Here is an 11,642-nt window from a genome sequence, read left to right as displayed (position 1 = left end):
GCGCGGCCCCCACTCGCGCGGCGGCCCCAGGCACGGCGGCCCTCGAGGATGCGGCGGCCCCAGGTGCGGGGGCTCCCGCAGGCGTGGCGGCCTCTGCGGGCGCGGGGCCGGTGGCGGGTGGGCGGCTGGCGCTCGTGTTCTTCGGGCTTATGCTCGCCATGTTCATCAGCTCGCTCTCCGAGACCATCGCGGCGACGGCGCTGCCCACCATCGTGGGCGACCTTGGCGGCGTCGAGATGATGCAGTGGGTCTCCACCGCCTACATTCTCACGTCTACCATCACCATGCCCATCTACGGCAAGCTCGGCGATCTGCACGGTCGCAAGCGCCTGCTCATGGGGGCGCTTGGGCTGTATGCGGCGGGTAAGTGCCTCTGCGGCGTGGCCGCCGACATGACGCTGCTCATCGCCGGACGATGCGTCTCGGGGCTCGGCGGGGGCGGCCTCATCATCTTGTCGCAGGCGGCTATCGCCGATGTGGTGCCGCCGCGCAAGCTGGGCACCTACATGGGCGTGATGGGCTCGGTCTTCGCCGTGTCGAACGTGCTCGGACCGCTTCTGGGCGGCTGGTTCGTGCAGGTGACGGGATGGCGATGGATCTTCTGGTTCACGGTGCCGCTGGCCCTGCTCGCCATCGTGGTGCTGGCGCGGTGCCTGCCGCGCGAGCCGCGCCGCGAGGCAGGCCCGCTTGACGCTGCCGGTATGGCGGCGCTCACCGTGGCCGTGACCTCGCTCGTGCTGGGTTTGGCCTGGGGCGGCGTCCGCTTCCCCTGGGTGAGCTGGCAGATCGCGGGGCTGCTGGCCCTGGCGGCCGCGGGCGCAGGCGCGTTCGTGGCGGCTGAGCGTCGGGCGCGCGAGCCGCTGCTTCCCCTGGCGCTGTTCTCCAACCGCAACTTCGTGCTGTGCTCGGTGACGGGGCTGCTGCTCAACATCGGCTTCATCGGGTCGGTCAACTACCTGCCGACGTACTTCCAGATCGTGGCGAACCTCTCACCCGAGGCGGCCGGCCTCGTGTGCACGGCCATGAGTGCGGGGATCGTCGTGGCCACCACGGTCACCGGCTGGCTGGCCTCGCGGACGGGCCGCTACAAGTGGATGCCCATCGCCATGTGCGCGGTGAGCGCGCTCGGGTTCGGGCTGCTGTCTACCTTGCAGGTGGGGCAGCCGATAGGAGTGGCGGTGGCCTACCTGCTCGTGCTGGGGACGGGCATCGGCCTGGGGCTGCAGATTCTCGTGCTCGTGGTGCAGAACGAGTTTCCCCACGCCATGGTGGGCACGGCCACGGCGGCTGAGAACTTCTTCCGTCAGATCGGCTCGTCGGTGGGAACGTCGCTCGTCGGAGCGCTGTTCACCGCACGCCTGACGGCCGATCTGGCGGGGAAGCTGCCGCTGGCGGACAACCTCTCGCTCGCCTCGCTCACGCCGAGCGCCGTCGACCATCTGCCCGCCGCAGCCCAGGCCGCCGTCGCGCAGGGCTACTCCGAGGCCCTCGTGCCGCTGTTCCTCTGGTTCGTCCCCCTCATGCTGGCGGGCCTTGTGCTGATGCTCTTCCTCAAGCAGCACCCCCTCGCCAAGACGATCGACCACAGCGGCCAGGGTCGCTAGCGCCTGATGGCGAAGCGGCGACCGCCGGTCGCGTGAGGGAGCGCCAAGGGCGGGTGCGGATTGCGCGAGGGCGCCGGAGAAGCAGAGGCCGCCGGCGTCTCGGCCGCGCGAGGACGCCGCGGCGGCGGACGGCATGGCGGCGGGCGCCGTGGCGGCGAGAGAATGTTTCACGTGAAACATCGGTTCGGGTATTTTGGAAAGGAACGAATGTTTCACGTGAAACACCCTGCGCGCGTTGGGCGGGGAAGACGCCTTGTCGTGTTCGGCGCCGGTGGCGCGCGGGGTGGGACAAACGAATGTTTCACGTGAAACATTCTGCGAGGAGCCGCGCGTGGTTCGCGCTCCTGGGCGTCGATGCTCTCCAGGCCTTCAGCCGCCCGTGTGCTGGCGCGAGCTTCGGCGGCTCTGGCGTCGTGCGATCGCCCGTGCATGGCCCGCGAGCCTCGGCGGCCACGGCGCGTGCGGGCGTGCCGCCTGTCTGACGGCCCGTTCGCTAGGATTTCTCTGCTGCCTGTGTGGCGTGCCAGTCCTCGCGGTCGAGGCGCGTGAAGCAGACGTCGCGCACGCCGCCCATGAGATCGTTGGGGATCCCCTCTGTCACGTGGTGCGGCACGAAGCCGCACTTCTCCGCGACGCGGCGTGATGGCTGGTTGCCCGTGTCGTAGCTGCACCAGAGCGCGCTGACTCCCAGGCTCTCGAACGCGCGGCGCTCGACGGCTCGCACCGCCTCGGGGATGAGGCCGCGCCCCTGCCAGGGCACGCCGATCCAGTAGCCCACCTCGGCCTCGTCGGCGGACAGGGGCTCGGTGCCGGCGTCGCCGAACAGCAGGCCGACGCACCCGATGGCATGACCGTCCTCGCGCAGGGTGACGGCGAAGGTCTCGGGCGCGGAGAATACGGTGCGGATGACCTCGAGGCTTTCCTCGACGCTTGAGTGGGGCGGCCATCCGGCGATGGGTCCCACACGGGGGTCGCGCGCTACGCGGAAGAGGTCGGCTGCGTCGCTATGGCGCCAGGGGCGCAGGATGAGCCGCTCGGTCTCGAGGGCGCACGGCCATGGGACGCCTTCTTTCGCGTCCGCGTCTCCGCCCGTCGCGGCGTCGGCCCCCTTTCCGCCTGCGCTCTCCTTCGCCTGGGTCGCGGGCTGCGCGCCGGCGGCCTGGGGGCTGCCGGCGTCGGCGCCCGTCGTATCGTCGGCCAGCTCCAGGTGAAGCAGGGGGTAGGGGTCGCCCTGAGCGTCGAGCTCGGAGCGGCCGATGACGCGGAAGCCCCGGTGCTCGTAGAAGCTGCGGGCGGCGGGGTTCTGCTCGTTTACGTCCACGAGGCGCGTGCCCCACGTGAGCACGGCGTGCGCGAGCAGCGCCGTGCCGACGCCGCGTCCACGCGCCTCGGGGGCGACGAAGAGCATCTCGAGCCTGCGGCCATCCGCCCCTGCGAAGCCAAGCGCGCCACCGCCTGCGTCGCGGGCCACAGCCAGGAGCGGAACCTCGCGCAGGGCGTCGGGCACATACTCGGCGATGCGTTCCACGTCGGCGGGGCCGAGGAAGTCGTGGGTGGCCTCTACCGAGGCGCGCCAGAGCGCGGTCAGCTCGCGTATGAGGCTGTCGTCTCGCTTCTCGGCCAGCGTGATCTCCACAGGCCCCCCTTCCGCTGTCTGCCAATCTGCCCAGCATAGGACACGACACCCTGTCTGGCAATGTTCCCCGGTCTTCAGGCGCGCCGGTTGCGCCGGATGACGCCCGCTAGCCTCCCGCCTCCCGCCTCCGGCTCCGTTGAGCGTTGCCGCGCCCGCCCCGCCCGTCGCGCCTCGTCCCGCTGTCCTCGTCGGCTTTCTCGCTCCGCCGGGCGTCGCCTCGTCGGCTCCTCGCTGCCGGCTCCGCTATGCTTTGCCCCGCGGTCTCTTCAGCCCGTCACCCCCAGGCTTCGCCGCTCGTGCGCCCGTCGGCAGCACCTGACGCGTCGCCAACTCCCGACGCCGTCCCGTTGCCCCGGTCCCGCCAAGCGTTGTCGCAGCCGTCGTCCCGTCGCCCTCGACTTTACCGGCTGCCCCTCCTGCTCCGCCTCGCCCGCCGGGTGGCCTCCTGCTTCATGCCGCCCGCTTTCCCCGTCCCGCCGCCCGCCCTCCGCGGCGTTCCGGTAACGATGCGGCAGCGGGTCGTCAATGATGTCTCGCGGCATCGTCGTCCTGCTCCTGCGCGCGGTATGGTTGGGTTGCCCGCCAAGGGCGGCTGCGGGGCCGCGTCGCGCGGGCTGACGAGGAGACGAGCCCATGGCCAGACGATGCCACCAGAGAATCACCAAGTCAGACGAGGTGGGCTACTTCGCGCCGCATGCCTGGCCGTTCTGGCGCGCGCTCATCGTGTGCTTCTGCGCCGGCACCATCGTCGGCCACTGGCTGGAGATTCCCTACTGCCTGTTCATGGACCGCTGCTTCGGCATCGTCTCCGAGGGCTATCCCGTCTGGACCGATCCGTGGTACCACCCTTACTGGATCTATGGCGTGGGTGCGGTGGTGATGACGCTCGTCATCGAGCCGCTCAAGGAGCGCTTCGTCATGCGCCGGCGCACGCTGGTCGGCGCCCTGCTCGAGTCGTTCGCCTTCGCCGTAGCGCTGAGCCTTGTGCTTGAGCTGGGCATCGGCCTGCTCGTCAACCAGCCGGATGCGTCGGGAACCTATCCCTACTGGGACAACTCGCAGCTGCCCTTCAACGTGCTCGGCCAGGCTTGGCTCGTCAACGACGTGCTCATCGGGCTCGTGGCCATCATCTACGTCTGGGTGGTGTTCCCGCTCGTCTGCGAAGGGTTCGCGCGTCTGCGCTCGCCCGTCGCCAACGCCCTGTTCGCCCTCGTCATCGCCGCTTTCGCCGCCTGTTGCACCGCTTCCTACCTCCAGCTTTGGCTGAGCTAGCAAGCAAAAGCCGAGCCTCCTGGGTCTGCCCCGGCGCCCACAGGCGAGAGGAAGTTCATGGCAAGGGATACCATGGCCTCCTTCTCCTCTGGTCGCGACTCTGCGATCATGATGGTCATGGCGACGAGGGCCTCGTCACTGAGCTGCTTCCTGCCTTGCGCGTAGAGCAGATGATTCTTGTCGAGGAAGTAGAGGAACACGCTCGCCGCTATTCTCTTGTTCCCGTCATGGAACGAGTGGTTCTTAACGATGAAGTAGAGCAGGTTTGCCGCCTTCTCCTGAACTGACGGGTAGAGTTCTCGGCCGTCGAAGGACTGGTAGATGGCTGCTATGCTGCTTTTGAAGGAGTCGTCCTTCTCGATGCCGAAGACGGTGCTGGCTTCGGAAAACCCCATGCTATCAATGATGTTTCGACACTCGTCGTACCCGAGGACGTAGGTGCCGTGCGTTCCAGTTGGTCGGGAGATGCGTTGGTGGTCGTAGTCATCGAGCAGCGAAAGCGCCGGCGCATAGCTTCGGACGATTCTGAGAATCTGCTCAGACTCAAGTTCGCGGGGGATGCGCTCGATGACGGATATGACCTGGGAGAGCTGGGCGAGGCGTCGCTCGTTCTCGACGCGACCCTCGATGATGTAGCGACGCAGCACATCGGTGGCCCAACGGCGGAACTCGACGCCGCGCTGCGACTTCACGCGATACCCGACAGATATGATGACATCAAGGCTGTAGTGCTCTACCTGGCGCTCGACGGTTCTTTCTCCCTCGATTCCAACTGTCGCAAATTTTGCGACAGTTGGAATCGAGGTGTCGCACAACTCTTCCCTCAAGGCGTTCGCGATGTGCTTGCCTATGGTTTTGACGTCGCGATCGAACAATGCGGCCATCTGCGCACGATTAAGCCAGATTTCGTTTTTCGCCAGGTCAATGGTAACGTCAAGCGATATCTCACCATCCGATGACTCGAAAAGCACTATTTGCGAGGATGCGTTCTCATGCGTCATTTCACAGCTCCCGTTCTTCATGCTTGGTGAACTGGATTGTAACACATAAAAGAACAAATGTTCTCTAGTTTGGGATTCATTTGCAGCGAATCCGAGACCGCCAGCTGACGCGCTAGGGGCGGGCGGGCTTGGAGGTGAGGTGCCAGCCGTTGCAGTGGGGGCAGCGGTAGGCGTGGAGGCCGCGGGTGCCGTAGGCGGCGCAGGAGGCGATGGCCTCCTCGGCGTCGGCGAGGCTGGCATAGCGGTTCTTCGACTCGCAGGCGCGCAGGCGCAGGGCCGCCTCGCGGGCGGCGGACGCCTCCGCGCGACGGCGCTCCTCGCGGGCGAACAGGTCTCCCAAATCGCCCGCACCCGCCTCGAACGCCGCCCGCTGCCGCGCCTTCGCCGCTCCCTTTCTGCTGGTCATGCTCGCCTGCCTGGAGCTAGCGCTCTTCGCGGGGCAGGATCTCGATCCACTGCCCCTCGGGGTCGGCTATGAAGTAGAGCCCCATGGCGGGGTTCTCGCGAATGATGCAGCCCATCTTCTCGTGGAGGGCGTGCGCGGCGTCTAAGTCGTCGACGGCGAACGCGATGTGCTGGTCGGGGCCGCCGTTGGCGTAGGGCTCGACGCGCCCGCGATTCCAGGTCAGCTCCAGCTGGAAGGGGCAGCCCGGCGCCTCCATGAACGTGTTCGTCCACGAGCCGTCGTCAGGCCCCATCTCGCGCACGACGCGAAAGCCGAGCGCCTCCTCGTAGAACCGGATGGTCTTCTCCTTGTCGAGCACGTGGGTGCAGCGGTGCAGAAACGCGGCGTCCATGGCATCCCCTTTCCGGGAAGGTGTTGTCGGGCTCATTCTATAGCATAGGGGGAGGCGGGGCGGGGAAGCATTCGCTGCCTGTTTCGCGCTTCCGGAAGGCGGCCGGTGCCGGTAATCCTCTAGAATGAAAGCGAACTTGCCGCTGGGGAAAGGTGATGGGATGCTCGAAGATGCACGAAGGCACGTGGGCCGTGCCACGGATGTCCTTGCCAAGAAGGCGAGGATGGCGATGGGAACCGCAGGGGAGGCGGTTGCTGAGGGGAGGGATCGCGCGGCGGAGGCAGCTGCGGCGCTAGCGGAGGCGGCTGCTGAAGGCGCCCAGAACGCGACGGAAGCCGTCCGGGAGAAGTCTCGTCGATTGATGCTAGAGCATTATCGCCCCGTTTTCCCCGCAGACTACCTTGCGCCCGACTACGACCTCCCCAAGATGATCATCGTCGTCGATGAGGACACGCGAAAGGGCGTGGAGGTCTGTGAGGGGGCCATCGGCTGGTTCAGTGACGATGACGATCTTGAGGTCTTGCACCTCTACGAGTCCGCGATCGAGATGAGCGGGCTGACTTTCTTCCCAAGGCCGGTGTGCGACTCGGCATACTTCGTCGATCCGTTCGACGATGGGCGCTACCTCAATTTGGCGAAGTTCTTTGAGATTCTCCATCAAGACCAAGTGACGGAGCTGAGGAGCATCGCCCACGCGCTCGGTGCCAGGGAATGCCGTTTGGAGAGTTATAGCAAAACGGTAGAACGTAAGGCACGCGGCCTGACGGCGCGCGCTGAGGCGACGAAGAAGAAGGGGAAAAGGAGAAGAAAGGAGCTAGGGAGGGCTTATCGGCGGAGAGCTGCGGAGAGCTGGCGAGGGAGTTGGAGCAAAGCCAGGAGCTGACCTTGGAGTTTCACCAGACCTTTGAGGATGTGCCGGCTGCCTGTGTTCCTCCGCTGCGCTGGTTTGCGGAGGACAAGGAGATAGAGTTCCTCATCAAGACGCGTTGCGAAGAAGGCCTCGGAAGAACCGCGCACTACAGTCTGAACGTCGACAGCTCGGTCTCGTCGTTCATGTCGGGAAAGCTCGCCTCAAAGATAGACGCCACTTTGTCCCGGTGTCAACTGTTGGCCGCAGTCTCGATGGAAGAGCAGGTTGAGGTGGAAATGCGCAGGAGGCTGCAGTTCGTCGTCGATTTCTAACCCGCTCCGCCTCCCGATGGGGGGCGGTCGCCTGCCGGGGTGCTTTGCGGGCGGGCGGCGAGCCGGCGCTACAATGAGGGCGACGACCGTTCCCGCCGTGTCCGAGGAGGCTCCCATGGACGAGCGTGACCTGCGCTACCTGCGACTGCTGTCCCAGTCGTTTCCCACCATCGCCGACGCATCGGCCGAGATCATCAACTTGAGCGCCGTGCTCAGCCTGCCGAAGGGCACCGAGATCTTCGCCTCGGACATCCACGGCGAGCACGAGGCGTTCTCCCACCTGCTGCGCAACGGCTCGGGCTCGGTGCGCCTCAAGATCGACGACGCCTTCGGCGACGTGCTCACCGCGCAGGAGAAGCGCGACCTGGCCACGCTCGTCTATTACCCGCGCGAGAAGATGCGGCTCGACCTGCCTGCCGCGCCGGACGAGGACGCCTGGGTGTCCACGGCGGCCGAGCGACTCGTGGCGCTCTGCAAGCAGGCGTCGGGCAAGTACACGCGCTCGAAGGTGCGCAAGGCGCTGCCCGCCGAGTTCGCCTACGTCCTCGAGGAGCTGATGACCGAGAACAACCACGCCGTCGACCGCGCGGCCTACCACCGCGCCATCATCGACGCCGTCATCCGCACCGGCCGCGGCCAGGCCTTCGTCGAGGCGCTCTGCCTGCTCGTCCAGCGCCTTGCCGTCGATCACCTCCACATCGTCGGCGACGTGTACGACCGCGGGCCGGCGCCCGACGCCATCATGGACACGCTCGCCGGCTACCACTGCCTCGACATCCAGTGGGGAAACCACGACATCGTGTGGATGGGCGCCTCGCTCGGCCAGCGCGGCTGCATCGCGCACGTGGTGCGCAACTGCGCGCGCTACGGCAACCTCTCCATCCTCGAGGACGCCTACGGCATCAACATCCTGCCGCTCGCCTCCTTCGCCATGGACGCCTACCGCGACGACCCCTGCGTGGCCTTCGGGCTCAAGGGCGATCCGGGCCTCACCGAGCAGCAGCGCGAGCTCAACGTGAAGATCCAGAAGGCGATGGCCATCATCCAGTTCAAGGTGGAGGGCCAGCTCATCGACGAGAACCCCGGCTTCGGCCTGGACGACCGCAAGCTGCTGCACCGCATCGACCACGAGCGCGGCACCGTCGAGGTGGACGGCGTGACCTACGCGCTCACCGACCGCGTGTTCCCCACGGTGGACCCGGCCGACCCCTATCGCCTCACGCCGGAGGAGGAGGCCGTCATGCAGCGGCTGGAACAGGCCTTCGTCGGCAGCGAGAAGCTCCAGCGCCATATGCGCCTGTTCCTGGAGGCCGGCAGCCTCTATAAGGTGTGCAACTCCAACCTGCTCTTCCACGCCTGCGTGCCGCTCAACGCTGACGGCTCGCTCAAGGAGGCGGACGTGTTCGGCGTGCGCTACCGGGGCCGCGAGCTCTACGACGTGCTCGAGCGATCGGTGCGCGCGGCGTTCTTCAGCACCGATGCCGAGGAGCGCCGCCGCTGCCGCGACCTTCTGTGGTGGCTGTGGCTCAGCCCCTGCTCGCCCCTGTTCGCCAAGAGCAAGATGGCCACCTTCGAGCTCTACCTCATCGCCGAGAAGGAGGCGCGCAAGGAGGTCAAGAACCCCTTCTACGCGCTGCTTGACGATCCTGAGGCCATGGCGGTCATCTTCGAGGACTTCGGGATGGACCCGGACGCCTCGCGCATCATCTGCGGGCACGTACCGGTGAAGGCCAAGGACGGCGAGGATCCGGTGAAGTGCGGCGGGCGCGTGCTCACCATCGACGGCGGGTTCTCGCGGGCCTACCAGCCCACCACCGGCATCGCCGGCTACACGCTCATCTCCAACTCCTACGGCTTCGTGCTGGCGGCCCACGAGCCGCTCGAGTCGGCGGAGGCGGCCGTGGAGCGGGGGCTCGACATTCACTCGTCGCGGCGCGTGGTGGAGCGGGTGGAGCGGCGCACGCTGGTGGCCGACACCGACACGGGCGCCGGGCTCAAGCAGCGCGTGGCCGACCTCGAGCAGCTGCTCGCGGCCTACCGCCAGGGCCTCATCCCTGAGCGCGCCTAGCCTGCGCGCCGCGGTGCCGTGCCGCCGTCTGCGGCCGGCGCCGCGGCCGGCACGGCGGGGGAGGGCGCGTCGAGCGGCGTCATGTCCAGCCGGAGCGTCTGCTCGACCACCTTCATGAGATCCTCGTCGCTGATGCGCGGATTCACCTTCACGAGTCCCACCAGGCCGAACACCACCAGGCAGAACATCTCGTAGACGAGCTCGATCTCCAGGTGGTGCCAGGCTGCGTACTCCTTGGCGACGTGGTCGTTCAGGCAGGCCGCCGTCTCCTTGGTGGCGCGCACGTCGAAGGCGTCGCGGATGCCGAGCTCCTCGAGCACGGCGATCATGGGGCGCGGGCGCCCCTCGGCGTCGTAGAGCGCGTAGCGGAACGTGCGCACGCAGGCGCGCAGCGAGCCGGCCGTGTCACCGAAGGTGCGCGACTCGTTCCAGACGATGACGCTCTCCACGAGGTCTTCCACGTAGTCGTCGATGAGCGCCTCGATGAGCCCGTTCTTGTTCCCGAAGTGGTAGTACACCAGCTCGCGCGTGACGTTGGCCTCGCGTGCGACGGCCGTCACCGTGGTGGCGCGCACGCCGTCGCGCTCGAAGAGCTTGCGCGCGGCTGCCAGGATGACGCCGGGCGTGCCGGTGAGCCTGCGGCTCTCGGCGAGCGTGCGGCGGGAGGGGCGCTCGGCGGCCGCCGCCTCGCGCGGGTCGCGGCCGGAGTAGAGGGAGAGCGGGGGCATGGGGCTCCCTTCTCGGAGATGACGGGCTGATCGCGCCATTATACGCCGCCGGATGGCTGTTCATCGGCCTGCTCAGGCAGCTTTCTCGCTTGCTTTGGGCGAGCATGCCTTCACAATTGGCCCGCATCTGTGAAAGACTGCGCGCAAGACGCGCCGTAGTCTGTCCTCATCAGGCAAAACGATGACAAGGAGGCGGGAAGATGGGCATTCTCTACGAGGCAGCCGACCCTATCTACTGGGCAATCTGGCTGTTCGTCCTGTTTGCGCTCATGGCGTTCAACGAGCTGGGGCGCGTGAAGCTGTGGTGCGGAATCGTTCTGTTCGCGGCGGTGCCACTCGCGCTCACCGTGTTCGTGTGGCCCACCACGGCGGCGCCGGGCAACGAGTACGGCACGGGCACGTGGTTCAACTGGGTGAAGACCTACTCGGCCCTGGCCGGGTGCCTCGGGTTCATCGCCCTGCGCTTCGTCAAGTGGACGGGCGCGGACGGCACAGTGCACCACCTCTACGAGAAGAAGTGGGCGCTGTGCTTCCCGCCGCTCATTCTGGCCATCAACATCGCCGAGGCCGTGGCGCGCGACTTCCAGGTGTTCAGCTTCGCGCTGTGGGAGGGCGGCGTGGTCGAGAACCTCTGGACCATATCGGGGCCGTGGAACATCATGAACGGCATCGCCGGCATCCTCAACATCCTCACCATCTGCGGGTGGTTCGGCATCATCATCTCCAAGGATCCGGCGCGCGACATGATCTGGCCCGACATGATCTGGGCCTGGGTCATCGCCTATGACCTGTGGAACTTCGCCTACACCTACAACTGCATCTCGGACCACTCCGCCTACTGCGGGCTGGCCCTGCTTCTGGCCTGCACCATCCCCACGTTCCTCATCAAGCGGGGCGCCTGGCTGCAGCACCGGGCGCAGACCCTCGCGCTGTGGATCATGTTCGTGATGACGGTGCCCCAGTTCGCCGACGTGCTGGCGCCCATCCCGACCACCCACAACCCCACGGCGTTCTTCGTGGTGAGCGCCCTGGCGCTGGCGGCCAACGCGGCGCTGGCCATCTACCAGCTCGCGCGCATCCGCAAGCTGCACCTGAACCCGCTTAAGGACGAGATCTATGCGGGCACGAAGCCCTACGAGCGCGTGCTGAAGGAGAACGAGTAGCGCGGCGGCGTCAGGTCGTCACCGTGGCTGGCGAAGGGGGCGCGTCCGATGACGGCGCGCCCCCTTCGCGTGGAGGCTGGGGACGGCCGCGGGCCCTGGGCGGCCTTGGGAGCGCGGCGCGGCGCGGCGAGGCGCGTCGTCGGCGGTCGGAGGCGTCGCGGCGAGGGCGAGGCGCGTCGTCGGCGGCGGTC

The 11,642-nt window shown here is 67.2% G+C and carries 12 protein-coding genes; 6 read left to right on the top strand and 6 right to left on the bottom strand.

All coding sequences use genetic code 11. The annotated features are described in order from the left end of the window. The coding region (locus D1643_RS07875) for an MDR family MFS transporter (protein WP_201751033.1) at positions 1 to 1,604 on the top strand (1,604 nt) is incomplete at its 5' end. A 493-nt stretch (positions 1,605 to 2,097) separates the two neighbouring features. Here the strand turns inward: D1643_RS07875 and D1643_RS11835 are convergent. Further along, positions 2,098 to 3,240, bottom strand: coding sequence for a GNAT family N-acetyltransferase (locus tag D1643_RS11835; RefSeq protein WP_160710100.1), 1,143 nt, complete (start codon positions 3,238 to 3,240; stop codon positions 2,098 to 2,100). A gap of 633 nt (positions 3,241 to 3,873) precedes the next feature. Between D1643_RS11835 and D1643_RS07865 the strand changes: the two genes are divergently transcribed. After that, positions 3,874 to 4,512, top strand: a complete 639-nt coding sequence (locus D1643_RS07865; RefSeq protein WP_160710099.1) for a hypothetical protein — start codon at positions 3,874 to 3,876, stop codon at positions 4,510 to 4,512. Here the strand turns inward: D1643_RS07865 and rhuM are convergent. The 3 genes from rhuM to D1643_RS07850 form a co-directional block, all read right to left on the bottom strand. Continuing rightward, positions 4,509 to 5,513, bottom strand: coding sequence for a RhuM family protein (gene rhuM / locus D1643_RS07860; RefSeq protein ID WP_201751032.1), 1,005 nt, complete (start codon positions 5,511 to 5,513; stop codon positions 4,509 to 4,511). The two genes, D1643_RS07865 and rhuM, sit on opposite strands and share 4 nt — an antisense overlap. Positions 5,514 to 5,625: 112 nt before the next feature. Then, positions 5,626 to 5,919: a hypothetical protein gene (locus tag D1643_RS07855; RefSeq protein ID WP_160710098.1), complete on the bottom strand. Its 294-nt coding sequence runs from the start codon at positions 5,917 to 5,919 to the stop codon at positions 5,626 to 5,628. 16 nt (positions 5,920 to 5,935) lie between these two features. After that, on the bottom strand, positions 5,936 to 6,310 hold the full coding sequence (locus D1643_RS07850; protein ID WP_160710097.1) for a VOC family protein: 375 nt from the start codon (positions 6,308 to 6,310) through the stop codon (positions 5,936 to 5,938). Between the two features lie 160 nt (positions 6,311 to 6,470). Between D1643_RS07850 and D1643_RS07845 the strand changes: the two genes are divergently transcribed. From D1643_RS07845 to D1643_RS07835, 3 genes are all read left to right on the top strand, one after another. Further along, on the top strand, positions 6,471 to 7,193 hold the full coding sequence (locus D1643_RS07845; protein ID WP_160710096.1) for a hypothetical protein: 723 nt from the start codon (positions 6,471 to 6,473) through the stop codon (positions 7,191 to 7,193). 2 nt (positions 7,194 to 7,195) lie between these two features. Further along, entirely contained in the window at positions 7,196 to 7,492 is a 297-nt protein-coding gene (locus D1643_RS07840; protein WP_160710095.1) for a hypothetical protein, read from the top strand. Positions 7,493 to 7,607: 115 nt separating this feature from the next. Further along, the gene (locus D1643_RS07835) at positions 7,608 to 9,560 is read left to right on the top strand and encodes a fructose-1,6-bisphosphatase (RefSeq protein ID WP_160710094.1); all 1,953 of its coding nucleotides are present in this window, start codon (positions 7,608 to 7,610) and stop codon (positions 9,558 to 9,560) included. Here D1643_RS07835 and D1643_RS07830 read toward each other — a convergent pair. Then, positions 9,557 to 10,288, bottom strand: a complete 732-nt coding sequence (locus tag D1643_RS07830; protein ID WP_160710093.1) for a TetR/AcrR family transcriptional regulator — start codon at positions 10,286 to 10,288, stop codon at positions 9,557 to 9,559. The genes D1643_RS07835 and D1643_RS07830 overlap by 4 nt on opposite strands. A 200-nt stretch (positions 10,289 to 10,488) precedes the next feature. Between D1643_RS07830 and D1643_RS07825 the strand changes: the two genes are divergently transcribed. Continuing rightward, the gene (locus D1643_RS07825) at positions 10,489 to 11,451 is read left to right on the top strand and encodes a DUF5692 family protein (RefSeq protein WP_160710092.1); all 963 of its coding nucleotides are present in this window, start codon (positions 10,489 to 10,491) and stop codon (positions 11,449 to 11,451) included. On the opposite strand, the gene D1643_RS11830 is transcribed toward D1643_RS07825, so the two are convergent. Beyond that, a partial coding sequence (locus D1643_RS11830; protein ID WP_236643469.1) for a hypothetical protein occupies positions 11,421 to 11,642 on the bottom strand: 222 nt, incomplete at its 5' end. The genes D1643_RS07825 and D1643_RS11830 overlap by 31 nt on opposite strands.

It is taken from the genome of Enterorhabdus sp. P55, assembly GCF_009911695.1.
Lineage (GTDB): Bacteria > Actinomycetota > Coriobacteriia > Coriobacteriales > Eggerthellaceae > Enterorhabdus.
This window is presented reverse-complemented; position numbering and strand designations above follow the sequence as displayed.